Source organism: Streptomyces sp. NPDC005533 (genome assembly GCF_042871845.1).
Lineage (GTDB): Bacteria > Actinomycetota > Actinomycetes > Streptomycetales > Streptomycetaceae > Streptomyces.
The window spans coordinates 25,237-48,749 of record NZ_JBIAJH010000036.1 but is presented as its reverse complement, the minus strand read 5'-3'; the positions used below and the strand labels follow the sequence as shown (position 1 = coordinate 48,749).

Annotated in this window: 23 protein-coding genes; 8 read left to right on the top strand and 15 right to left on the bottom strand. The window is 73.8% G+C overall.

The genetic code is table 11. The annotated features are described in order from the left end of the window. Positions 1-82 precede the first annotated feature (82 nt). Positions 83-1,369 carry an alpha/beta hydrolase gene (locus ACFYP3_RS28725; RefSeq protein WP_388838476.1) on the top strand — a complete coding sequence of 429 codons (1,287 nt, stop codon included), beginning with the start codon at positions 83-85 and terminating at the stop codon, positions 1,367-1,369. Here the strand turns inward: ACFYP3_RS28725 and ACFYP3_RS28720 are convergent. Further along, complete coding sequence (locus tag ACFYP3_RS28720; RefSeq protein ID WP_388838474.1) at positions 1,347-2,828, bottom strand: carboxylesterase/lipase family protein; 1,482 nt, start codon at positions 2,826-2,828, stop codon at positions 1,347-1,349. The two genes, ACFYP3_RS28725 and ACFYP3_RS28720, sit on opposite strands and share 23 nt — an antisense overlap. Before the next feature lie 98 nt (positions 2,829-2,926). Between ACFYP3_RS28720 and ACFYP3_RS28715 the strand changes: the two genes are divergently transcribed. Continuing rightward, entirely contained in the window at positions 2,927-3,253 is a 327-nt protein-coding gene (locus ACFYP3_RS28715; RefSeq protein WP_388838471.1) for a hypothetical protein, read from the top strand. Positions 3,254-3,348: 95 nt separating this feature from the next. Beyond that, a complete protein-coding gene (locus ACFYP3_RS28710; protein ID WP_388838468.1) occupies positions 3,349-3,636 on the top strand; it encodes a chaplin in 288 nt (95 codons plus the stop codon). 77 nt (positions 3,637-3,713) lie between these two features. Here the strand turns inward: ACFYP3_RS28710 and ACFYP3_RS28705 are convergent, their stop codons facing one another. The 7 genes from ACFYP3_RS28705 to ACFYP3_RS28675 all read right to left on the bottom strand — a co-directional run bounded on the left by ACFYP3_RS28705 (position 3,714) and on the right by ACFYP3_RS28675 (position 9,983). Beyond that, on the bottom strand, positions 3,714-4,577 hold the full coding sequence (locus tag ACFYP3_RS28705; protein ID WP_388838465.1) for a tyrosinase family protein: 864 nt from the start codon (positions 4,575-4,577) through the stop codon (positions 3,714-3,716). A 30-nt stretch (positions 4,578-4,607) separates the two neighbouring features. Further along, positions 4,608-4,979: a tyrosinase family oxidase copper chaperone gene (locus tag ACFYP3_RS28700; protein ID WP_388838463.1), complete on the bottom strand. Its 372-nt coding sequence runs from the start codon at positions 4,977-4,979 to the stop codon at positions 4,608-4,610. 59 nt (positions 4,980-5,038) lie between these two features. Then, positions 5,039-5,578, bottom strand: coding sequence for a GNAT family N-acetyltransferase (locus ACFYP3_RS28695; protein ID WP_388838461.1), 540 nt, complete (start codon positions 5,576-5,578; stop codon positions 5,039-5,041). 295 nt (positions 5,579-5,873) lie between these two features. Then, positions 5,874-6,482 (bottom strand): hypothetical protein, encoded by a 609-nt coding sequence (locus tag ACFYP3_RS28690; protein WP_388838458.1) that lies wholly within the window; start codon positions 6,480-6,482, stop codon positions 5,874-5,876. Between the two features lie 194 nt (positions 6,483-6,676). After that, positions 6,677-7,819, bottom strand: a complete 1,143-nt coding sequence (locus ACFYP3_RS28685) for an acyl-CoA dehydrogenase family protein (RefSeq protein WP_388838455.1) — start codon at positions 7,817-7,819, stop codon at positions 6,677-6,679. After that, on the bottom strand, positions 7,816-9,009 hold the full coding sequence (locus tag ACFYP3_RS28680; RefSeq protein ID WP_388838452.1) for an acyl-CoA dehydrogenase family protein: 1,194 nt from the start codon (positions 9,007-9,009) through the stop codon (positions 7,816-7,818). Before ACFYP3_RS28680 ends, ACFYP3_RS28685 begins: the two co-directional genes overlap by 4 nt. Further along, positions 9,006-9,983: an NADPH:quinone oxidoreductase family protein gene (locus ACFYP3_RS28675; protein ID WP_388838449.1), complete on the bottom strand. Its 978-nt coding sequence runs from the start codon at positions 9,981-9,983 to the stop codon at positions 9,006-9,008. The genes ACFYP3_RS28680 and ACFYP3_RS28675 overlap by 4 nt, the downstream gene beginning before the upstream one ends. A 223-nt stretch (positions 9,984-10,206) precedes the next feature. On the opposite strand from ACFYP3_RS28675, the gene ACFYP3_RS28670 reads away from it, so the two are divergent. From ACFYP3_RS28670 to ACFYP3_RS28660, 3 genes are read left to right on the top strand one after another with little or no spacing between them, the layout of a single operon-like run. Then, entirely contained in the window at positions 10,207-11,361 is a 1,155-nt protein-coding gene (locus tag ACFYP3_RS28670; protein WP_388838446.1) for a hypothetical protein, read from the top strand. Between the two features lie 49 nt (positions 11,362-11,410). Further along, positions 11,411-12,310: an SDR family oxidoreductase gene (locus ACFYP3_RS28665; protein ID WP_388838443.1), complete on the top strand. Its 900-nt coding sequence runs from the start codon at positions 11,411-11,413 to the stop codon at positions 12,308-12,310. Positions 12,311-12,348: 38 nt separating this feature from the next. Beyond that, positions 12,349-13,149: a hypothetical protein gene (locus tag ACFYP3_RS28660; RefSeq protein ID WP_388838440.1), complete on the top strand. Its 801-nt coding sequence runs from the start codon at positions 12,349-12,351 to the stop codon at positions 13,147-13,149. On the opposite strand, the gene ACFYP3_RS28655 is transcribed toward ACFYP3_RS28660, so the two are convergent. The 5 genes from ACFYP3_RS28655 to ACFYP3_RS28635 all read right to left on the bottom strand — a co-directional run bounded on the left by ACFYP3_RS28655 (position 13,136) and on the right by ACFYP3_RS28635 (position 18,584). Further along, positions 13,136-13,969, bottom strand: coding sequence for an enoyl-CoA hydratase/isomerase family protein (locus tag ACFYP3_RS28655; protein WP_388838437.1), 834 nt, complete (start codon positions 13,967-13,969; stop codon positions 13,136-13,138). The genes ACFYP3_RS28660 and ACFYP3_RS28655 overlap by 14 nt on opposite strands. Before the next feature lie 71 nt (positions 13,970-14,040). Next, positions 14,041-14,802 carry a PIG-L deacetylase family protein gene (locus ACFYP3_RS28650; protein WP_388838434.1) on the bottom strand — a complete coding sequence of 254 codons (762 nt, stop codon included), beginning with the start codon at positions 14,800-14,802 and terminating at the stop codon, positions 14,041-14,043. A gap of 214 nt (positions 14,803-15,016) precedes the next feature. After that, the gene (locus tag ACFYP3_RS28645; protein ID WP_388838521.1) at positions 15,017-16,321 is read right to left on the bottom strand and encodes an alpha/beta fold hydrolase; all 1,305 of its coding nucleotides are present in this window, start codon (positions 16,319-16,321) and stop codon (positions 15,017-15,019) included. A gap of 171 nt (positions 16,322-16,492) precedes the next feature. Beyond that, on the bottom strand, positions 16,493-17,578 hold the full coding sequence (locus ACFYP3_RS28640) for an S-(hydroxymethyl)mycothiol dehydrogenase (RefSeq protein WP_388838431.1): 1,086 nt from the start codon (positions 17,576-17,578) through the stop codon (positions 16,493-16,495). A gap of 73 nt (positions 17,579-17,651) precedes the next feature. Then, positions 17,652-18,584 carry a LysR family transcriptional regulator gene (locus tag ACFYP3_RS28635; protein ID WP_388838428.1) on the bottom strand — a complete coding sequence of 311 codons (933 nt, stop codon included), beginning with the start codon at positions 18,582-18,584 and terminating at the stop codon, positions 17,652-17,654. Between the two features lie 119 nt (positions 18,585-18,703). On the opposite strand from ACFYP3_RS28635, the gene ACFYP3_RS28630 reads away from it, so the two are divergent. Beyond that, positions 18,704-19,651 (top strand): dihydrodipicolinate synthase family protein, encoded by a 948-nt coding sequence (locus tag ACFYP3_RS28630; RefSeq protein WP_388838425.1) that lies wholly within the window; start codon positions 18,704-18,706, stop codon positions 19,649-19,651. A gap of 376 nt (positions 19,652-20,027) precedes the next feature. Further along, positions 20,028-20,792 carry a transglycosylase SLT domain-containing protein gene (locus ACFYP3_RS28625; protein WP_388838422.1) on the top strand — a complete coding sequence of 255 codons (765 nt, stop codon included), beginning with the start codon at positions 20,028-20,030 and terminating at the stop codon, positions 20,790-20,792. Here ACFYP3_RS28625 and ACFYP3_RS28620 read toward each other — a convergent pair. Further along, entirely contained in the window at positions 20,776-21,714 is a 939-nt protein-coding gene (locus ACFYP3_RS28620) for a phytoene/squalene synthase family protein (protein ID WP_388838419.1), read from the bottom strand. The two genes, ACFYP3_RS28625 and ACFYP3_RS28620, sit on opposite strands and share 17 nt — an antisense overlap. 100 nt (positions 21,715-21,814) lie before the next feature. Continuing rightward, positions 21,815-23,512 carry a protein kinase gene (locus ACFYP3_RS28615; RefSeq protein ID WP_388838416.1) on the bottom strand — a complete coding sequence of 566 codons (1,698 nt, stop codon included), beginning with the start codon at positions 23,510-23,512 and terminating at the stop codon, positions 21,815-21,817. Position 23,513: the final 1 nt, after the last annotated feature.

Below are 23,513 nucleotides of genomic sequence, written 5' to 3'. Positions count from 1 at the left end.
TCGTTCATCCTTCGAACGGAAGGATCCCGCTTCCAGACCACCCCGCCCCTCTGGGGCAGCACCAGCCGGAGAGCCACCGCACATGTCGTACGCACCCGACGGGCAGCAGTACCAGCCGTACCGGCCGCAAGGGCAGAGCCCGCAGCCGCCCCACGGCGACCAGTACGGCCAGCCGTACGGACAGCAGCCGTACGGGGCCGGGGGCGGGCAGCAGCAGCCCCCCGGCCGGCCGCAGCCTCCGTACGGGCAGCAGCCGCAGTACGAGTACGAGCCGCAGGACCACCACGAGCAGCCCGAGCCCCCGCGCCGCAGGTCCCGGGGCAAGCGCTGGCTGATCGCGGGCGCCGGCGTCCTCGCGCTCGCGGGCATAGCCGCGCTCGTGATGAACCACTACGAGATACCCCCCTTCACCGACAAGGGATCCGCCGTGTCCTTCGGGGGGCAGCCCTCCGCGGGCGGCGGCAAGAAGAACGACGCTCCGCAGCAGGCGGCGAACTCCAAGATGCTGATGCCGACGGGTCCGGCCGCCGACTTCAAGAACTCGATGACCCTGCCCGACGGCACCCACGTGGCCGTCACCACGCTGGACGGCAAGAAGTCCGGCTTCAAGGGCAAGGTCTGGGTCTGGGCGCCCAAGGAGTACAACGACCCGAAGTTCGCCAAGAGCGGCTTCCCGGTCATGATCGCCCTCCCGGGCGGCGCCGGTTTCCCCAGCAACTACTGGATGGGCACCGACCTCGGTCTGCAGACCAGCATCGGCAAGTGGTACGCCGAGGGGAAGAGCAAGCCCTTCATCCTGGCGATGCCGGTCCTCAATCCGGCGCCGGACGACAAGGGCGTCTACTGGGACGGCTCCGACATACCCGGCCAGCCCAAGATGGGGACCTGGCTGACCGAGGACGTCCCGGACCTGATGAAGGCGAACTTCCGCACCGTCAAGTCCCGTGACGGCTGGGCCTTCATGGGTTCCTCGACCGGCGGGTTCGCGGGTCTGAAGGCCGTGCTGAAGCACCCGGACAAGTTCAAGGCCGTGATCGCCTCCGGCCCGGACATCGTCCCGGACTCCTCCCTGTGGAAGGGCCACGACAAGGAGAAGGCCGAGAACAACCCGGAGGTGCTGGCGAAGCAGCTCATCGACAGCAAGGGTCCGGACGTCTACCTGGCCTTCCAGGTCGGTGACAGCGAGAACAACAAGAAGACCCTGCCGGACGTGCAGAAGTTCATCGCCACCTACGGCAACAAGGGGCCCATACACGCCGAGTTGAGGGTCATCAAGGGCGGCCAGCACAACGCCAAGACCTACGTCCCCAACATGGGTGAGGGACCGGTCCAGTACATCAGCAAGGTCATGGAAGGACCCGTCGAGTAACCACCGGCGTCCCCGCACGATCGAGCTCCGGCCCGCCGAACAGCTTCGGCGGGCCGTCGCCGTCCCAGGGCGCCCAGCCCGGGTCGCCGGTCACCGCGAACCGCACCCAGGCCGCGTGCATCTCGTCGGCCAGCGCCTGCGGGGCGTCCGGCCCGGCGAGCCAGGCGGCCTCCGGCGCGGCGAGCGTGTCGAACACGAAGCCGATCTCCAGGGCGTGGCAGGCGCCGAGCCCCGGGACGCCGGAGGGCCAGCCGAACTCGTACAGGAAGCTCGGGGCCGCCCGCCGCGCCCCGGCGAGCCTGCGCAGCGGGTCGCGCAGCAGCCGGTCGGTGAGCAGCTGGCCGGCGAGCTCGGCAGGCCTTGCCGCGGGCCATGCGGCGCGCAGCGCCCGTACGTCGGCCCGCTCCTTCCCGGCGCGGGCCCGGGCCAGCGCCACCGCGAGCGGGCCCAGCCGGTCGAGCAGCCGCATCCCGCCGGTGGGGGCGAGCCAGAGCCGGTACTCGTCGCTGGTCCATCCGAGGAGCAGGGGCACGTCCGCGGAGACGGCGGAGCCGGCCAGGGCGTCGAGGGGGTCGCCGGGGATGGTGCCGGGATCGGCGACCAGGCCGAAGGCCGGCCCGCCGAGGAGCGGGCCGGAGCGGCGCAGCACGGCCGCCTGGGCGGCGAGCAGGGTGGGCAGGGCGGTGGCCGTGAAGGCCTCGGCCGTGGCGTCGACCTTGAGCAGGGAGGCCATCCGCCGGACCATGGTGCGCACCTTGTCGCGCGGCAGGACCTCGGGGGCTCCGCTCTGCAGGACGGCCCGGGTGAAGAGCCCGGTGGCGCGGGGGGCGGCCAGGAGGGCGCCGATGCTGATGGCTCCGGCGGATTCGCCGAAGAGGGTGACGCGGGCGGGGTCGCCGCCGAAGGCCTCGATGTTGTCGCGGACCCATTCCAGGGCGGCGATCTGGTCGAGCAGGCCGCGGTTGGCCGGGGCGTCGGGGAAGAGGCCGTAGCCGAGGACGCCGAGGCGGAAGTTGCAGGAGACGAGCACGACCCCGTCGCGGGCGAAGGCCGAGCCGTCGTAGACGGGGACGGCCGAGGAGCCGCGGGTGTGCGCGCCGCCGTGGATCCACACCATGACGGGCAGCCGGGCCCCGGGCGCCGGATCGGGGGTCCACACGTTCACGCTGAGGCAGTCGTCCCCGGGGATCTCGGGGTCGGGCAGCAGGGCCGCGAACGTGTCCGGGTAGGGCACCTTGGGCGCGGTGGGGCCGAAGGCGGAGGCGTCGCGCACGCCGTCCCAGGGGGCCGGGGGCCGGGGCGCCGCGAAGCGGAGGGGGCCGACCGGCGGGGCGGCGTACGGGATGCCCCGGAAGACGGCGGTCCCGTCGGGCCCGGTCCGGCCCTCTACCACACCGGCCGCGGTCCTGACCCTCGGCCGGCCGCCGACCGCGGCTCCGGCGTCGCCCACTGCGCTCATCCCGTCCTCCTGAACCCTGGTGCCGGTCGCACGGTCGCACAGCCGTCCAACGGGTGACAAGGCGTGACCGTGCCCGGGCCCGCCCAGGTTGGACGGGCATGCGAATCGTGCGTATCCACCACACCACGGTGCCCGTCCTGCTGCTCGCGGGCGCCGCGCTCCTCGGCGGCCCGGCCCTGGCCGCGACCGGGCCGGATTTCCAGTACGTCGGCCAGGACGACCAGGTCCACGGGCTCACCGCGCCGAAGGGCTGCGTCAAGGCGGAGGGCGGCGGCGCCCGGGCGGTCACGAACGGGACCCGGGGCGCGGCGACCCTCTACCGGGACCCGGGCTGCTCGGGCCGGGTGGTCGGGGTGCTGCGGCCCGGCGCCGTCGGCCAGGTGCAGCCGTACTTCGCCTCTGTGGGTTTTCCCGTCACCGGGTAGGCCCAGCGGCCGTGACCCCTCGGCCGCCCCTGCGTTGTATGCCATGTCAAATGCCGCACACTCTGCGGCGCCCCACATCTCACGAGGAGATCTTGATGTCGCGTATCGCGAAGGCATTCGCCATCACCGCTGTCACCGGTAGCGCCGTGGTCGCCGGTGCCGGTCTGGCCGTCGCCGATGCCGGAGCGCACGGTGCGGCGGTCGGCTCCCCCGGTGTCCTGTCGGGCAACCTGCTCCAGGTTCCGGTCCACGTCCCGATCAACGTCTGCGGCAACACCGTGAACGTGATCGGTCTGCTGAACCCCGCGTTCGGCAACACCTGCGTCAACGCGTCGGGCCACGACGACGACCACCACACCGAGGGCGAGGGCTACGGCCACTGATCGCCTGATCGACTGATCGAAGGAAGGGCCCCCGCCGGATCGGCGGGGGCCCTTCCCGTGCCCCGTCCTCTGCGACGTCACTCGTAGCGGTAGAGGTTCCGGTGGCCGAGGACCTCCCGCGGGGGGATGTTCCACGGTGGCATCGGCTCGTCGAGGGAGATCACCCGGCCCTGCTGGAGGTCGCCGCGGGCGAGGGGGGTGGCGGGCAGGTAGCCGGCGGCGGGGTGCTTCTGCTGCCAGCGGTCCCAGATCAGGTCCACGAAGGCGTGGTGCAGCCAGAAGGCCGGGTCGTTGGGGGCCGTGCCGCCCGTCATGTGACCGCCGATCCACTGGTGGACCTTGTTGTGGTTGCGCCAGCGCTCGCTCTTGGGGGCGGCCCAGCCCTCCAGTTTGTTGCGGAAGCCGCCGTCGGCGGCGGTGGAGTCCCACGGAGCGCTGTCGTAGACCGGGTCGTCGATCGCCCACTGCAGTTCGGCCGCGGTGGGCAGTTTGATCGGGTTCTGCGGCCGGCCGAGGTTGCGGGTGAGGAAGGCGGACTCCGTGATGCCCACGGTCACCGTCCAGTTGCCCCTGTCGTAGGCGAACGGGCCGGTCATCACCTTGCGGTCGCTCGAGCGGCCGGTGCCACCGAGGAAGTCGTCGGCCCAGAGGGAGGAGACCGGGCTGGTGTCGGTCGTCCAGTCCCAGTACGGAATGGACACCCCCGCGTCGACCTCCTGCAGCTTCCGCTCGAACTCCAGCAGGTAGAGCCGGTGCCAGGGGAAGAAGGAGGGCGACATGTGCCCGACGCGCAGCTTGCGGTCGCGGTCGGGCACGAAGTACTTGTCGTGGGTGCGCACGAACGTGTCGTAGGTGCCGTTGCGCTTCAGCTCCAGCACCGCCGCTGTGAACCGCTTCTTCTGGGCACTGGTCAGGTTCTTCTGGTTCTGCCGGGTGTGCAACGCGGGGCTCCTCCCGTTCCCGTGGATGTGTCAGCCGTGGTGCGGGGCGGCCGCGAACGCCAGCTGCGCCGTGCCCAGTTCGTCGACGGCGGCCCGGGCCAGTTCCATCGGCGTCCCATAGGACTGGAAGTGGTTGATCCCGCTGAGGTAGCTGCCGTCCGCCCGTCGCATGACGTGCAGCGGGCGGCCGTCGATGCGGACCCCCGCGACGTCGACGGCGATGTGCCGGCCGCGGTACGTCTCCTCCTCGGCGAGCGGCGCCGGGGTGAGGGTCTGCCGGGGGCGCCGGGCGCGCAGGACGGGCGCCAGGGCCGCGGCCGTACCCGCGAGCACGGCCGCGGTGAAGGCCGTACGGAGGACCGCGCGGCGGGTCGGTGGTACGGCGTCGGATGCAGCGGACATACGGTCTCCCTCGCTCGGTGGTCGGCGGCTACGGGTCTAACGCCGCGCGGCGGGCGAAGTCACCCGTGAGCGTGACGGGGCCGCTTGTAGTAGAGGGTGGTGGGGTGCAGACGCCCGGCCGGATCGGTGGCGTAGTCGGGGATGGTGCCGACCTCCGTCCAGCCTGCGGAGCGGTAGACGCGCTCGGCGCCGCTGCCGGTCTCGGTGTCCAGGAACAACAGCACCACCCCGGCACGGGCGGCCGCGCTCTCGGCCTCGGCGAGCAGCGCGCGGGCGGTGCCCCGGCCGCGGGCCGCCGGGTGGACCATGAGCTTGCGCAGCTCGGCGCGGTGGCGGCCGTTGGGCTTGGACTCCCGGTACCAGCTGACGGTGCCGTCGACGCGGCCGTCGTCGCCGCTGCGTGAGACCCACAGGGCGAGGGATCCGTCCTCGACGGCGGGCAGCAGGGAGTCCCACCAGGCGGCGGCGCCCTCGTGGTCGAGGCCGGCGAGGAAGCCGAGGGAGGAGCCGCCCTCGACCACCGCGAGGAGGAGCGCGGCGAGTTCGTCGCGGTGGGCGCGGAGTCCGGCCGCGTCGAGCGCGGTGATGGTCTTCGTCATGCGGTGAGCGTAGGGATCACCCGGGGAGCCGCGGCGGGCGGGGCGGGTGGAGGTCGCGGAAGACCGCGGCCGTGCGCGGGGTGCCGACCGTGTCCGGGGCCCCGGCGCGGTCTGCGTACCCGTCCTCGCGCGGGCGCCGATGACGGCCGGCCCGACGGCCTCAACGACCATGCGGGCGCCCCGCCGAGGTTGCCGCACCCGGCGGCGGCACCGCTGCGGCGAAGGTGCGGTCCCCCGCTCCCCCGCACCTTCGGCCTGCCTCGTGCCTCGTGTCCTCCCGTGGCGGGGCGACGCGTCAGTACAGCTTGTTCACCGCCGTGCGCAGGACGCCCTTCCACGCGTCCACCGGCGGGGCGCCCCAGTAGCTCGACCACTCGACGAGGGTGACGGTGTCCCCGTCGCGGCCCACGCCCCACAGGTAGTTGAAGTAGGGACGCTCCTGGGCTGCGGCGTCGACGGTGTGCATGCCCTGGAGCGTGGCGCCCTCCTCCACGTTCACCACGCCGTGGTCGGATCCCGTCGCGGTGATGCCGGGCCGCTCGTTCTCCCGGCGCGGACAGTCGGCGAAGTTACGCCGGGCCGCGTCCGCGAACTCGACGGCCTCGGCCTCCGTCGCGAAGACCACGACCTTCTGCTGTGCGGAGGCGGTCTCCGCGGTGGAGAACTCCCGGTGCCAGACGTTCACCTCGGGAGGCTGCCAGGACCAGTCCTGCAGGCAGACGTACCGCGAGCCCCAGCCCCGCTCGACGGGCGGGGCCGACCACCCGACGCCGTCCCCGAGGCGGATGTCGGAGATGTACAAGGTCCCCGGCCTCGGCCGCCACGGCTCCGCGCCCACCGCCGTTCCCGCCGTCACCACGGCCAGCACCGCGGCCGCCGCCACGGCGGCCGCTCCGCGCCTCACCCCACGTACCCGCATCGGTTGACCCCCCGAGTGTCCGGTGTCCGCGCCCCGGCCGGGGCGCGGACACGTTCCAGCCTGCGCAACGCCGCCCGGGTCAGGGAGGCCCTTCGGAGACGATGACCTGAATTCCCGTGGGTCTGTCCGAAAACGACAAAGGCCCCAAGTAGGAATCTTTCCCTCCGGCTCCCGCGGGTCTACGGCGCCGGGAGTTCGGCGAAGTCCGCGACCAGGCCGCGGTGGTGGCCCGCGGTGCCGAGGGCCAGGGAATCGGCCTTGGCCCGCTTGAGGTAGAGGTGGGCGGGGTGCTCCCAGGTCATGCCGATGCCGCCGTGCAGCTGTACGCACTCCTCGGCGGCGCGGACGGCCACGCCCGAGCAGTAGGCCTGGGCGACGGCGATCGTGAGCGGCGCGTCGGGGGCCCCGGTGGCCAGGGCGTCGGCTGCGGCCCTGGCCGCCGCGCGCGCGGACGCCACGTCGAGCCAGAGCCGGGCGAGGCGGTGCTTGAGGGCCTGGAAGGAGCCGACGGGCCGGTTGAACTGGTGCCGGGTGCGGACGTGCCCGACCGTCTCCGTCAGGCACCATTCGGCCAGCCCGAGCTGCTCGGAGGCGAGCAGTCCGGCCCCCGCGAGCAGCGCGCCGGCCACAGCCGCCCGGGCGGTGGCCGGGTCGGCGAGCCGGGTGCCGGCGGCCGCCCGCAGGGTGACGGTGGCGGGCGGACGGGTCAGGTCCAGCGGGACCCGCGGGGTCAGTTCGGCGGAGGCCGCGGGGACGGCGTACAGCCCCGTGTCGGCGAGGACCAGCAGGACGTCGGCGGCCACCGCGTCCGCGACGGAGGTGACGGTGCCGGTCAGCACCCCGGCACCGGAGTCCCGGACGGCGGGCGGCAGGGGCGCCCCGGGCGCGAGGGTCAGCGGCACGGCCGGTGCGCACACCGTGTGCCCGGAGGCCAGCTCCCGCAGCAGCGGGGCGGCCTCCGCGGTGTCGCAGCCGAGCAGGATCTCCGTGGCGAGCACGGCGCTCGTCAGGTAGGGGACGGGCGCCACGGCCCGGCCCAGCTCCTCCAGGACCACGGCCGCCTCGCGGTGGCTCGCGCCCTGTCCCCCGAGCTTCTCGGGTACGAGGAGCCCGGCGGCGCCGATGCCGACGGCGAGCGTGTTCCACAGCGCCGGGTCGTGCGGCCGTCCGGTCTCGGCCCGGGCGAGGACGCTCTTCGCGTCGCAGCGGTCGGTGAGGAGGGCGCGTACGGCGGAGCGGAGCTCCTCCTCGGTCTCGGAGTAGAGCAGGTCGGCCGGCGTGGTCGGCGTCGGCTGCGTGGTCGGCGTAGTCGGCGTAGTCATCGGGAGAGGTCCTTCCACGCGATGTCCTTGTCGTCGCGCGGCTCGGGGGGCAGGCCGAGGACGCGTTCGGCGACGATGTTGAGGAGGATCTCGCTGGTGCCGCCCTCGATGCTGTTGCCCTTGGCGCGCAGGTAGCGGTAGCCGGCGTCGCGGCCGGTGAAGTCGACCAGTTCGGGCCGGCGCATGGTCCAGTCCTCGTACAGCAGGCCCTCCTCGCCGAGGAGTTCGACCTCCAGTCCGCTGATCTCCTGGTTGAGCCGGGCGAAGGTGAGCTTCATGCCCGAGCCCTCGGGGCCGGGCTGTCCGGCGGCGAGCTGCTGGCGCAGCCGTTCCCCGGTGAGGCGGGCGACCTCGGCCTCGACCCACAGCTCCAGCAGTCGCTGGTGGAGGGCGTGGGTGCGCAGTGCGGGGCGCTCGCGCCAGGCGGTGACGACCGGTGCGATCATGCCGCCCTCGCGCGGGATGCGCATGCCGCCGATGGAGACGCGTTCGTTCATGAGGGTGGTGCGGGCGACGGCCCAGCCCTCGCCCACCGCGCCCAGGCGGTGGGCGTCGGGGATGCGGACGCCGGTGAGGAAGACCTCGTTGAACTCGGCCTCGCCGGTGATCTGGCGCAGCGGCCGGACCTCGACGCCGGGGGCGTGCATGTCGCAGAGGAAGTAGGTGATGCCCTGGTGCTTGGGGAGGTCCGGGTCGGTGCGGGCGATCAGGATGGCCCAGCGCGCGGTGTGGGCGCTGGAGGTCCACACCTTCTGGCCGTCCACGATCCAGTCGCCGGAGCCCTGCTCACGGACCGCGCGGGTGCCGAGCGCGGCGAGGTCGGATCCGGCGCCGGGCTCGCTGAAGAGCTGGCACCAGACCTCCTCGCCGACCCACAGGGGGCGCAGGAAGCGGTTCTTCTGCTCCTGCGTGCCGTACGCGAGGATCGTGGGCGCGGCCATGCCGAGCCCGATGCCGATGCGGCGCGGGTCGTTGTCGGGGGCGCCGGCGGCCTCCAGCTCGGCGTCGACGACGGCCTGGAGGGTGCGGGACGCACCCAGGCCGCCGAGGCCCGCGGGGTAGTGGACCCAGGCGAGTCCGGCGTCGAAACGGGCGCGCAGGAAGTCGGCGCGGTCGGTGTCGGCGGGCGGGTGGGCGGCGAGCAGGTCCCGCACCCGGGCGCGCAGCTGTTCGGCGGTGATCGCGGTCATCGGGACACGCCCGGCTGCCGGGGCATGGCCAGGACCACGCGGCCGGTGGTGGCGCCGTCGGCGAGGCGCTGTACGGCGTCGGCGACGGCGGGGAGTGCGACGAGTTCGCTGATCAGGGGCTTGATGGTGCCCTCGGCGGCGAGGCGGGTCAGTTCGGCGTGGCAGGCGAGGATCGCGCCCGGGTCCTTGGCCGCGTAGAGGCCCCAGTGGAGGCCGAGGATCGAATAGTTCTTCACGAGGGCGTGGTTGAGGGCGGGGGCGGGGATGTCACCGCTCGCGAAGCCGACGACGACGATCCGGCCCTCGAAGGCCACGCACTTGGCGGAGGCGGTGTACGACGCGCCACCGACGGGGTCGTAGACCACGTCGGCCCCGCGCCCGCCCGTGTACTCCTTCACGCGGGCGACGACGTCCTCGGTCGTCCGGTCGATCACCAGGTCGCAGCCGAGTTCCTCGGCGGTGCTCGCCTTGGCCTTGCCCCCGACCACCCCGATGACGGTGGCCCCGGCGGCCTTGCCGAGCTGGACGGCGGCGCTGCCGACCCCACCGGCGGCGGCGTGCACGAGGAGGGTCTCGCCCGGCTGGAGGCGTGCCCGCCGGTGCAGGCCGAACCAGCCGGTCTGGTAGCCGATGTGCAGGGCCGCGGCCTCGGCGTCGTTCAGGCTCGGCGGGGCCGGGAGCAATGTCCGCTCGGAGGCGATCACGTACTCGGCGAAGCCGCCGTGGGGCAGGCTCGGGGTGGCGATGACGCGGCGGCCGTCGTCGGTGAGGCCGCAGATCTCGACGCCGGGGGTGAAGGGCAGGGGTGGGCGGATCTGGTACTGGCCGCGGACGAGCAGCGCGTCGGGGAAGTTGAGGTTCGCCGCGAGCACCCGCAGCCGTACCTCGCCCTCGCCCGGGACCGGTTCGGGAATCTCCTCGAGGCGCAGGGCCTCGCGGGGTTCACCGGGGGTATGTACTCGCCATGCCTGCATCCGGGGCCTCCAGCCGCCGTCGAGGAATCACGCTCCGCGCGCATACTAAGCGGTCGCTTGCCCTTCTGTGAACCCATCGCCTTCGAAGGTGTGTGCAGCGGGCCGGTTCGTCGTGCAGCATGTGTCCCGTAGATCAACAGTGATCGACATCGGTCAACAGGCATCTGCCGCACGGCATATGACCAGCACCATCGGGGGGATTCGCACCATGGACAGCATCAGGATGAGAAGCGTGACGGCCGCGGCGGGGGCCGCCGCCGTCCTCGCGGGGCTGATCACCGCCGCCGGACCGGCCTCCGCGGCCTCCGGCGCCGCCGCGTGCAGCCCCGCCGTCGAGCTGCTGCCCTCCCTCCCGGGGGTGAGCGGGGGCAGCGTGGCGGGCTTCGGCACCGGCGCTCTCGTGGTCGGCGAGAGCGGCGGCCGCCCCGCCTACTGGACCGGCGCCGAGCACACGGTCCACGCCGTTCCGCTGCCCGCCGGCTTCGACCGGGGCAGCGTCAAGGCCGTCAGCGCCGAGGGGCTGATGGTGGGCACGGCCACCCGCGACGCGGACAGGGCGAGCATCGCCTTCACCCACCGGCTGGGCGCCGCGACCTCCGAGGCCCTGACCACGGCCCTGCCCGAGTGGCAGACCGTCGGCGTCGACGTCAACGAGTCGGGCCGGGTCGTCGCCGTGGACGACGGCGTCGCCAAGGAGTGGGTGAACGGCGAGGTCGTACGCGAACTCCCCGTTCCCGAGGGCGAGATCCCCGGCACCAGGATCACCTCGCTGAACGGCATCAACAAGCGGGGCGACATCGTCGGCACGGCCACCGGCTCCTACTTCGACGCCGAGAACGACATCATGGTCACCAAGACCTTCCCGGTCGTCTGGCCGGCCGGCGGCGGCTACCCGCCCTACAGCCTCCAGGTGTGGAACGGCTACCACCACTCGTACTCCACGATCGGCAGGGACATCGACGACCGCGGCCGCGTCGTCGGCCTGGAGGACTACTACTACCGCAACGACCCGAAGCTGACCCCGGCCGTCTGGAAGAAGCCGTACGACGCGCTGCCCACCGACCCGGGCCGGCTGACCGGCTACCGCGACCTGGAGCTCTCGGGCAGCAGCCCCACCACGAACGTGGCCGTCGGCACCGCCACCACCTTCGAGGAGAGCTGGCCCAGCTACTTCCAGGCCGTCTACTGGCCCGGCAAGGGTGCTCCGCTGGCGCTCCCCTTCCCGGCCGGCGCCCCCGGCGCCGTGCCGCGCACCCGCGCCTTCGCCGCCACCGACGACGACCGCGTGGGCGGCACCGTCGAAGACCGGGAGAGCGGGGCGGGCGGCGCCGTGATCTGGACCTGCGCGAGCAGGCAGGCGTACGCGCCGAAGAGCTGATCCTGTCGGGGGCATGGTGATCTCGGCGCCCGCGCGCTATCGATGCCCCATGACGGACGAGATCCCGCGCGGCCTGCCCGCGCCCCCGCCGCTCGGCGCCGCCGCCCTGCCCCCCGGTACCTACGCGGGGCAGGTGGTCCTCGTGACCGGCGGCGGCACCGGGCTGGGCAAGGCCATCGCCACCGAGTTCGCCCGCCTCGGAGCCGATCTGGTGATCGCCGGCCGCCGCTCCGAGCAGCTCGAGGCGGCGCAGGAGGAGCTGGCGGCCGTTCCCGGCGCGGGCCGGGTGACGGCCGCGGTCTGCGACATCCGGGACCCGGAGCGGATCGCGGAGGTGTTCGACGCGGCCGAGGCGGCCGTCGGGCCACCGGACGTCCTGGTCAACAACGCGGCCGCCAACTTCCCCTCCCCCGCGGAGGACCTGTCGCCGAACGCCTGGCGGGCGGTCGTCGACATCACTTTGACCGGGACCTGGTTCGTGACCCGCGAGTTCGGCCGCCGCCACCTCGCCGCGGGCACCCCCGGGACGATCGTGAACATCGGCGCCTCGTACGCCTGGACGGGCGGGCCCGGCTTCGCCCACAGCGCCGCCGCCAAGGCCGGGGTGAAGAACCTGGTGGAGACCCTGGCCGTCGAGTGGGGCCCGTACGGCATCCGGATCAACGGGCTGGTGCCGGGGCTGTTCCCGCACGCCGACATGACCGAGGACGTCCGCGGCGGCCTGGAGCGGGCCGCGCCCGACTCCAAGGACGCCCGACAGCCCGCGCTGCGGGTCGGCGCCCCGCGCGAACTGGGCTGGGCCGCCACGTTCCTGGCCTCGCCGTACGCCCGCTTCGTCTCCGGCCACACCCTGGTGGTCGACGGCGCGAACTGGCAGCGCCGGTCGGTGGTCAACCCGGCGGTCGTCCCGGTACGGGAGCAGCTGGGGCGCGGCCCCTTCACCCCCTGACGACGTGGATTGTCAGTGGCCGGTGCGAGGATCGGATCATGTCTCTCGCCGATCTGACCCTTGACCGCTGGCGTTCGCTCGACCCGGCCGCCGCCGGACGCCTCGCGCACGAGGCCGCCGCGCAGGTGGGCGGCCGGGTGGTGCTGCTCGACGCCGTGGAGCACCTGGGCGGGCCGCTGCACCGCGTCCGCATCGAGCGCGAGGGGCAGGAGTTCGCCCTCATACCCGGCGGGACGGTGCGGCTGGGGTTCGACGCGGACGCCTTCACGCCGACGCCCGCGCAGAGCGCCGACTACACGGAGAGCGTGGACGAGGGGTACGGATACGGCCACCCCGACCTCCCGTCCTATCTCGCCGCGGTGCTCAGCCCGCCGCGCACCGCGACGCTGGCCACCGTGCTCATGGCCGTGGAGGACGAGGCCCTGAGCGACCACCCGGCCGGCCTACCGGGCGCCCTCGCGGCGCGCGGCCTGCGCATGCCGGGCGCCGACGAGTGGGAGCACGCGTGCGGGGCCGGGGCCCGCACCCTGTTCCGCTGGGGGAACGAGTGCCCCCTGGACGAGCCGTCGTACGGAGACGGCGGCGTGCGGCACGAGGCGAACGCCTTCGGGCTGCACATCGCCTACGACAGCTACGGCACGGAGCTGAGCGGGGACCCGACCGCGGTGCACGGCGGCGACGGCGGCGAGGCCGTCTGCGGTGGATACGGCGACCTGCTCGGCTGGCTGCCGCTGGCCACCGCCAACCGCAACCCGTACATGGCGGAGTTCGTGTACGGGCCGGAGGGCGAGGACATGTACGCGCAGTTCTCGACCCGGCCGGTGCTCAGCCTCCGCTGAAGCGCGGGGGGCGGCGGGCCGCCTTGGCGCCGTAGCCCTCGCGGCAGTCGTCCGAGGTGAGGGTGAGGGCCGCCGTCATCGCCACCCGGTCGAGGGCCGCGGGCAGGGCCGCGTCGGCGTACGCGTCGACCGCGCGCTTGATGCCCTGGACGGCGAGGGGCGCGTTCGCGGCGATCTCCGCGGCGAGGACGCGGGAGACCGACTCCAGTTCCTCGCCGGGGACGAGCAGTTGGACCAGGTTCAGGCGCTGCGCCGTCGCCGCGTCGATGCGGCGGCCGGTCAGGGCCAGGTACTTGGCCCATCCCGCGCCCGCCTCGCGGGCGATGCGGAGGTCGCCTCCTGCGTCCACCGCCACACCCAACCCTGCTTCGGGCAGGGCGAAGACGGCGTCCTCGGCCGCCACCCGGACGTCGGCCATCAGGGCCAGTTCGAAGCCGAAGCCGAGGCAGTAGCCCTGGACGGCGGCCACCACGGGCTGCGGGAGGCGGGCGAGGACCGCGAAGCGCTCGTGCACCCAGCGGATGCCCTCGTAGTAGTTCCGGGTGCGCTCGGCGGCGGATCCGCCCGTGATGCCGCCGCCGGGGGCGCTCACGTCGATGCCCGCGCAGAAGGCCCGGCCCTCGGCCCGCAGGAGCACCGCCCGGACGGAGGCGTCGAAGCGGATCCGGTCCGCCAGCAGGCCGAGCTGGCGGGTGGACTCCCAGCTCCAGCCGTTGAGCTTGTCCGGGCGGCACAACGTGAGGACCGCGAGGCCGTCCGCGACCTCCAGTCGGATCCGCTCCTCACCCTCCGCGATCTCCGTGGAGATGGTGTCGATCACCGTGTCCCGCACCCCCGGTCCGATGGCTGACGACAGAAGAACTGACGAGTCGTCAGACTAGGGGTGGCGGATCAGCGGGGGAAGACCTCGAAGGGCACGGCCGGACGGCCGCCGAAGCGGGCCGCCGCCTGTTGGGCGTTCCCGGTGAGGAAGGTGCGGACGTACTCCTCCGGGTCCTGGTCGGTGAGCACCTCGATGTACGCCTTGTGCTCCAGCAGCGACTTCACCGATCGCTCCAGCCCGGGACCGGCGTCCGCCGCGTGCGTCGGGGTGGCGGATCCGGCCACCGCGACCCAGCGCACGCCGTTCCACGGCTCCAGGCCCTGCTCGATGAGCTCGGGGAAGATCCAGCGGTTGCCGGCGTCCCCGGCCGCGTCCAGGACGGCCCGGCCGACGGCCTTGTGGTCGGGGGTGTTCCAGAAGCCGCCGCCCTGCGCGCCGCCCCACGTGTCACGGTGGTTGAGGGTGACGACCAGCTCGGGCCGGTGCCGGCGGATGGCCGCGGCGATGTCCCGGCGCAGACCGAGGCCGTACTCGACGACGCCGTCGCGGTAGTCCAGGAACTCCACCTCGGACACGCCGACGACCGCGGCGCTCGCCCGCTGCTCCGCCTCCCGCAGCGGGCCGCATGCGGCGGGGGCGATGCTGTCGATGCCCGCCTCGCCGCGCGTGGCGAGGAGGTAGACGACCTCCCGCCCCCCGTCCGTCCAGTCCGCGATGGCGGCCGCACACCCGTACTCCAGGTCGTCGGGGTGGGCCACCACCGCGAGAGCGCGCTGCCAGTCGGTGGGCATGGGCTGCAAGGGGGTCTGCTGATCAGGTTGTTCGGTCATGTCTCGCACCCTAGGCGAACGGACCGTCAGGGACACGTGGTGGCGCCGCTCGACGCCACGGGGATCTTCCTCGGGCCGACCCGGCGTGGGACCGGACGGTGGGCGGCTGCGTGCGAGCGGGCAGTCGCACGCGGTCGGCGGCGCCCACCGGCCGGCCCCCGGCATCGCCCTGCCGCCGACGCCGGGGGCCGCGCCTTCGTGGAGCGCCGCCGACTCACGCCTCGTCGCGGACGAGGGACAGCAGCCGGTCCAGGACGTGGGTGCCGCTCGCGCGGAGGCCGTCGTGCTCGAACTCGTCCGTCACCCAGGTCCGCAGGCCGCGCACGGCGCGGGCCGTGGCCAGCGAGTCGGCGGTGTCCACGTACATGTCGTCGTGGTAGACGGCGGCCGCCACCGGCACCTCGTTGGCCGCCAGGCGCGCCGGGTCGTAGAGCGGCTGCCAGCCGGTACGGGCGGCCAGGCGTTCGGCCGTCTCGCGCAGCGGGACGAGGGCGGGGTCGGTGGTGAAGTGCCAGGGGTGGATGGTCTCGCCGGTGAAGAGCATCGGCTCGTCGCCCGCGAGGGCCTTCGCCGCGTCGAACCGGGGGTGTCCGGCGCGGACCCGTTCGGCGGCCCAGCCGGTGGGCGTCGCCGGGTCCTGGGCGTAGATCGCCTCGTGGACCAGCGCGTAGAGGGGGTGACCGGCGAAGGAGAGGAGGGCGCGGACGCCCTCCAGGAAGGCGTCGGAGAGGGCCGGGCCGGCCGGGGTCGGCACGAAGGCGTCCTCCAGCAGGTAGTGGAGCTGGTGGCTGCCGTCGCCGCCGCCGAGGAGGATGCCGAGGGACTGGAAGGCCTCGACGGTGAGAAGGTGCCCGCCGGGGAGTTCGGCCGGCCGGTCCGCGAGGTGGGCGGCGATCCGGCGGGCGCGCTCGACGTCCATCGGGTAACGGGCGTAGTGCGCCAGGTTCTTGCGCTCGATCCGGGGGAAAGCGGCCTCGTACACCTCGTCGGCGGTGGCCGTGAGGGAGGGCAGGCCGCCGGTGATCAGGGCGGCGCTGAGGCCCTCGGGTGCGGTGGAGAGGTAGTGGGTCGCGCAGAATCCGCCGAAGCTCTGGCCCAGCACGGTCCAGGGCGCGCCGCCGGTCAGGCCGGGGCGGATGGCCTCGGCATCGCGCACGATGGAGTCGGAGCGGAAGTGGGCGAGGTACTCCGCCTGCTCGGCCGGGGTGCCACGGAGGGGCAGCGTCTGCCGGTTCAGCGGGGTGGAGCGGCCGGTCCCGCGCTGGTCGAGCAGGAGCACCCGGTACTCGGTGAGGGCCCGTGCCAGCCAGGCCTGCCGGCCGACGAAACGGCGGGCGCCGAAGCCCGGACCGCCCTCCAGGTACAGCAGCCACGGCAGCGTCTCGGGGTCCTTGCCGGTGGCGACGACCTCCCGGGCGTACAGCTCGATCCGCTCCCCGTCCGGGCGGGCGTGGTCCAGGGGGACGGTGAACCGGTGGTCGGTGAGGACCGTGCCGGGCTGGCGGTAGCTGTGGGCGATGGTCACGGGCGGCCCCCTGGGGTGCGAGGTACGGACATCGCGCCCCGGCCGGGTGGCGGCGGGGCGCGGTGGTGGCGGTGGGCCGAGTCTATGGGGTGCCCTGCCGGCCGGGCCGGACCCAGCCGGCACTGCGGCCGCGGCCGGCACTCCGGCCGCGGCCGGCGGGAGGTCTCAGAACTCGACGACCGAGCGCAGCACCTCGCCGCGTTCCATCCGGGCGAAGGCGTCCTCGACCCCGTCGAGCGGAATGGTCTCGGAGACGAAGGCGTCCAGGTCGAGCCGGCCCTGCAGGTAGACGTCGATGAGCACCGGGAAGTCGCGCTCCGGCAGACAGTCCCCGTACCAGGAGGACTTGAGGGCTCCGCCGCGGCCGAAGACGTCGAGGAGCGGGAGTTCGAGCTTCATCTCCGGGGTCGGCACGCCGACCAGGACCACCGTCCCGGCGAGGTCGCGCGCGTAGAAGGCCTGCCGGTAGGTCTCGGGGCGGCCCACCGCGTCGATGACCACGTCCGCGCCGTTGCCGTCGGTCAGGCCCTGGACGGCCTTGACCACGTCCTCCGTGCGGCCGTTGACGGTGTGGGTGGCGCCGAGGCCGCGCGCCCACTCCAGCTTCCGGTCGTCCAGGTCCACCGCGATGATCTTCGAGGCGCCCGCCAGCCGGGCTCCGGCCACCGCCGCGTTGCCCACGCCCCCGCAGCCGATGACGGCCACGGAGTCGCCCCGGCCCACGTTGCCGGTGTTCAGGGCGGCGCCGAGGCCGGCCATCACCCCGCAGCCGAGGAGTCCGGCGGCGGCGGGGGCCGCGGCGGGGTCCACCTTGGTGCACTGGCCGGCCGCGACCAGGGTCTTCTCGGCGAAGGCGCCGATCCCGAGGGCCGGGGACAGCGGGGTGCCGTCCTCCAGGGTCATCTGCTGGGTGGCGTTGTGCGTGGCGAAGCAGTACCAGGGCCGCCCGCGCTTGCAGGCGCGACAGGTGCCGCACACCGCGCGCCAGTTGAGGATCACGAAGTCACCGGGGGCCACGGAGGTGACGTCCGGGCCGACGGATTCGACGATCCCGGCGGCCTCGTGGCCGAGCAGGAAGGGGAACTCGTCGTTGATCCCGCCCTCGCGGTAGTGCAGGTCGGTGTGGCAGACCCCGCAGGCCTGGACCCGCACGAGCGCCTCGCCGGGTCCCGGGTCGGGCACGAGGATCGTCGTCGTCTCCACCGGTGCGCCCTTGCTCCGGGCGATGACCCCTCGTACGCGATGCGTCACGTCGTACCCCGCTCTGATCGAATCGGTCTGGATCAACGAACGTACACGGGCGGCACGCGGTACGGGAGTTGTGTCACGTTTCGGCGCGCGACGCGACCAGATCCGGCGGTACGGCGGCCCGGAGCGCCGCGCCGAAGGCCGCCACGGCGGGGTGGGCGCCGGCCCCGCTGCGGAAGGCGAGGCCGGTACGGCGCCGCACGGGCAGCCGGGTCAGGCGCACGGCCGGGTCCGCGGGGCCGGTGACCCCGAGCTGCGGTACGAGGGCCACGCCCTGGCCGGCCGCGACCAGCGCGAGCACGGTGGCGAACTCGTCGACCTGGTGGCGCACCCGCGGCGTGAAGCCGGCGGCCTCGCAGGCCCGTACGGTCATGGCGTGGCAGAGGGTGCCGGGCGTGGCGGTGATCCAGGGCGCCCGGGCGTGTGCGCGCAGGGCGGCGCCCGCGTCCGGGCCCTCCGCCGGCTCGGGGGTCTCCCCGGCGGGCGCGGCCAGGTACATCGCCTCGACGAAGAGCGGCTCGGTGGCCAGGCCCGGCTCCTGTGGGGCGGGGACGAAGTCGTACTCGTGGACCAGGGCCACGTCCAGGTCGCCCGCCCGCAGGGCGTGCGCCACGGCCGCCGGGTCGGTCTCGGAGACCATCGGCTCCAGGGCGGGGTGGCGCAGGGCGAGGGCGGCCAGCGCGGCCGGGACGATGGCCCGGGTGGCGGTGGGGAAGGCGCCGATCCGCAGGGCTCCGGCCAGGCCGCCGCGCGCCTCGGCGAGGTCGGCTTCGGCCTGCTCCAGCCGTTCGAGGACGGCCTCGGCGTGCCGGACCAGGTTCTCCCCCGCCGGGGTGAGCCGCACCCGGCGGCCGGTGCGTTCCAGCAGGGGCAGGCCGGCCTCCCGTTCCAGCACGCCGAGCTGTTGGGAGACCGCCGAAGGGCTGAAGGTGAGGGCTTCGGCCACGGCGGCGATGGTGCCGCGGCGGGCGAGTTCGCGCAGCAGGCGCAGGCGTCGTACATCGAGCATCGGCTCAGCTTACGGTTCGGGTAAGGAACGCGAACTGGATTTGACGCTCCGGGCGGGTGAGGCTCTTCGGCATGGCACAGGACACGGCACGGCACATGACGCAGCACACGACTCAGGACATGACGCAGCACACGGCCCGGGACCTCGCACCGCACACGCCGGGAGATCTCTCGCTCCACGGGATCCACGTACCGCTGGTCACTCCCTTCACCCCCGCCAGGGACGTGGCTGCCCCGGCCCTGGAGGCGCTCGCGCACGAGGTGCTCGACGCGGGCGCCACCGGGATCGTGGCCCTCGGCACCACCGCGGAGGCCGCCTGCCTCGACGAGGCGGAGCGGGACCTCGTGACGGGCGTGTGCGCCGGGGTCTGCCGGGAGCGGGGGGCGCTGCTGACCGTCGGCGCCGGGGCGAGCGGCACCCGGGCCGCCGAGGCCTCGCTGGCCCGTCTGGCGCGGTGGCCGTGGGCACGGGCGGCGCTGGTGACCGTGCCGGCGTTCGTACGGCCTTCGGCGCCGGGGGTGCTGGCGCACTTCGCGCGGCTGGCGGAGGTGAGCCCCGTACCGCTGATCGTCTATCACATCCCGTACCGCACCGGGCAGCCGCTGGACGCGGTCGCGCTGCGGGCCCTCGGGTCCCTCCCCGGGGTCGCCGGGATGAAGTACGCGGGCGGTGGCATCGACCAGGACGCGGTGGCGCTGCTCGGGGACCTGCCGGCCGGGTTCGAGGTGCTGGCGGGCGACGACGCGTACCTGTCGCCGTTGCTGGCGCTGGGCGCGGTCGGCGGGATCCTCGCCTCGGCGCACCTGGCGACGGAACGGTTCGTGGAGCTCGCGGCGGCCTGGCGGGCCGGCGACGTGGCCCGGGCGCGGCCGCTGGGGCACGCGCTGGCCCGGATGTCGGCGGCGGCCTTCGCCGAGCCCAATCCGGCGGTCGTCAAGGCCGTGCTGCACGCACAGGGACGCATTCCGAGCCCCGGCGTACGACTCCCGCTGCTGCCGGCTTCGGAGGCGGCGGTGGCGGCCACCCTGGAACGGCTGGGCGAGCTTCCGGCCGGCCCGCCACGGTAGGCGGCGGACGCCGGAAAGAGTCCACGATGGGCGTTTCGACACGTTATGGGCCTGCCGTCCGAATGAGGCGCATGCACACCGGACTTGACCGTATTGCGCCCAGGGCCTCCGACCCGTGATGTGAGTCACGCGGGAGAGGCCAACATCATTTCCACACGACGGCCGATTCCCTTTTCCCGGAAAGGGAATCGGCTATGTCGCCGCGGGGTCTTCATGGTCATTTAACGGGCCGATAGCGGGATGTCGATCTATCGGTGGAATTCGGGGCTTGTTCCCGCCCTCAGCGCTCACTTACCTTCACCTCACTCCAGGTGGTCCGCTCGCCGAATAGGCCGCCGCCCGGGCTCTTCCGTCCCCCCACGTGAGGAATTCCGCCATGCCTGCAAAGGGTAAGCACCGTCGGCCCAAGCACCACCCGATCACCCGCAAGCTGGCCCTGGCCGGCACCGGTGGCGCGGCCCTCACTCTGCCGCTGATCAGCGCGACCACCGCAGGTGCGGTGCCGACGACCGCCGCCCCCGCGGCCCTGACCGCCGCCCCCGCAGCAGGCACCGCCACTCCCGCCACGTATTCGGTGGTCGCGGGCGACACCCTTTCGGAGATCGCCGCGGACCATTCCGTGAGCGGCGGCTGGCAGCAGCTCTACGCGGCGAACCGGAGCGTCATCGGCGACGACCCGTCGATCATCCGGCCCGGCGTCAAACTGAAGCTCGGCGCCGAGGCGGAGACCGCCCGTGCGAGCCGGTCCGCCGCCCGGCCCGCCCTCGCGGCCGCCGCAAAGCCCGCCGCAAAGCCGGCTGCAAAGCCGGCCAGCGCGTACCCGAACAACCTCGACGGGTGGATCCGCGAGTCCCTCGCCGTCATGGCCAAGCACGGAATTCCCGGCAGCTACAACGGAATTCACCGCAATGTGATGCGGGAGTCCTCGGGCAATCCGATGGCGATCAACAACTGGGACATCAACGCCCAGAACGGGATCCCGTCCAAGGGCCTGCTCCAGGTCATCGACCCGACCTTCCAGACCTACCACGTGCCCGGCACGTCGCTGAACTCCTACGACCCTGTCGCCAACATCACCGCCGCCTGCAACTACGCGGCTGCCCGCTACGGCTCGATCGACAACGTCAACGGGCCCTACTAGAACCCGCCTCGGTGACGGAGGGCGCGGACCGACGGGCGGCGCGGACGAGGATCCGCAGGGGCGCCGCCAGGCCGTAGCCGACGTCCCGTCGCAGGGCACCCACGCCCGCGCGCTCCACGCGGGTCAGCTGGTGCTCCATGAGCTCCCTCATCGTCGCGATCACCGGACGCAGTCCGGGTTCGGCGAGGTCGAGGATGCCGTGGGTGGCGTCGAGGGCCGTGCGCGCACGCCGGCTCTCGTCGGCGAGGAGGGCGCGCACGCCCGGGGTGTCACGGGCCTGTTCGAGGTCGGCGCGGGTCACGGAGTGTGCCGCGAGCCGCTCGCGCGGGATGCAGAGCCGGCCGTCCGCGAGGTCCCCGCAGAGGTCGGCGAGGAAGTCCACGCGCTGGGCGGCGTCGACGAACCGCCGCCAGCCGGCGGCCTGTTCGGCGTCGGGGCCGCCCCGGTACTGGAGTCCGGTGAAGACCAGTACGCCGGGCCACGCGTAGGCGTCGAGATAGTCCTGGAAGTCCTCCTCGGCGGCGAAGCCGTCGAAGGCGGCCTCGGCGGTGGCCGCGCCCTCCAGGAAGCGGGAGACCCAGTGCGCGGGGAGGGCGCGGGCGTCCACCGCGTGGGCGTAGGCGCGCAGCACGGGGTCCGCGCTGTCCCCCGATGTCAGGGCCGCCTCGGTCCGCCCGGCCAGCGCGGCGAGTCCCTCGGCCCGTTGCTGCGGGGTGCCGGTCTCGGCCACGTCGTCGACGAGGTTCATGAAGGCGAGTCCCGCGGCCAGGTACGGCACCAGCGGGGGCGCGGCGAGCAGCCGCAGCGCGAGGTACGGGGCCGGTTCGCGGCGGAGCACCCGGCGGGCGGCGTGCGTGTAGTCGTCCCGCAGCCGCGGGGCGGAGATTCCGCCCGCGGTGAGGGTGGTGCGCCAGCTGGGCATGGTGGTCGAGCTCCTCGGTGTACGTGCGGGCGGCGGGGAAGGCAGCGTGCGTGCGCGCGCCCTCGCTCGGCTCCGCGCGGCCCTGTTCGGGCACGCGGGATCAGGTGGCGGTGACCTTCCTGAGGCTGCCGTCGGTCTTCCACAGGACGTAGCCGCCGCGTCCGTACTCGTCGCTGAGGTACGTGCGGACGGAGGGGACCTGGTCCATCATCCACGGGTCGACGATGACGTGGCGCGAGGTCGGCTTCTCGACCTTCAGGTCCTTCTTGGACTGCTCCAGCATGCCGGGCAGCGCATCCCAGTTGACCGTGGCCATGTCGATCAGCGGCTCCCCCTCCTCGACCGTGCCGTCCGGGCCCGTGCGCGAGGCCGCGCCGTCCCGGTACTGCCAGGAGTCGACGGTCTCGGCACCGGCGGCGGTGGGGATGGAGGCGAGGATGTACCCGTCGTAGAGCGTCATGTCGACGAAGGTGGTCGTCCCCGTCTCCTTCTTGAACGCCTCCAGGGCGGTGCGGACGTTCTCCGGCGTCATCATGCTGCCCCGGGGGGCGTCCGCCTTCTGCGCGCTCGCCTTGGGGGCCGGGGCCGAGGACGCGTCCCGCCCGGGCGGGGTGGCGGAGACGGCCGGACGGGTCGCGGCGCCGCCCTTCGCCTCGTCGCCGCCGGAGTTCCCGTCGGGCATCAGCTGCACGATGCCGACGACACCGGCGGCCAGGACCGCGGTGATCACGGCGCCGATCAGGGCCGGGCGCCGGCGCGGGGCGGACGCCACCGGAACGGGCGTCGTGGCCGCGGCGTACGGCGAGCCACTAGAGCCGTAGGGCGAGGGGGTGTGCGGTGCGCCGGCCGGCGCGTACGGACCGAACTGGCCGTACGGGCCGGGCGACGCGATCGGGGAGGCGGCGGGCGACGGGACGCCAGGGCCGGTTCCGGAACCGGAACCGGAGCCGAGAGCAGCGCTCGCGTCGCGGAGCAGTTGTTCCAGCTGCGCTCCGTCGGGCCGCGCGGCCGGGTCCCTCACGAGCAGCCGTTCCAGTACGGGCCCCAGCGGGCCGGAGCGCACCGGGGCCGGGATCGGCTCGTCGAGCACGGCGACGACCGTGGCCAGGCTGGTGGCCCGGCGCAGCGGATTGGTGCCCTCGGCGGCCACGTACAGCAGCATGCCGAGGGACCACAGGTCCGAGGCGGCCAGCCCCTCCTCCCCGCGGACCCGCTCGGGTGCGATGTACTCGGGTGAACCGATCAGCACTCCGGTCGCGGTGAGCCCGGTGGAGTCGTGCAGCGCGGCGATGCCGAAGTCGGTGAGGACGGCCGACCCGTCGGGGCGCAGCAGTACGTTGGCGGGCTTCACGTCACGGTGGAGGATGCCCTCCGCGTGTGCGGCGCGCAGCGCGGACAGGACGTCGAGGCCGAGGCGCACCGCTTCCGCGGGGGGCATCGGTCCGGACTCCAGGCGGTCGTACAGGGAGCCGCCCCGGACCATCTCCATGACGATCCACGGGTGCCCGTCGGCGCCTTCCGGCGGTTCGACGATGTGGTGGATCGTCACGACGTGGGGGTGGGCGAGGCGGGCGAGGGCGCGGGCCTCGCGGACGGCGCGTTCGCGCAGCTGGTCCGCGAGGCCGGGCTGGGCGGCGGCGGTCGCCGGGTCGGGCGGGCGCACTTCCTTGAGCGCGACCTCTCGGTGCAGGGCTATGTCGCGCGCCCGCCAGACGGTACCCATGCCGCCGCTGCCCAGGGGCGCGACCAGTTCGAAGCGCCCGTCGATCAGCTGTCTGCCGGCCTCACTCGTGTCCATG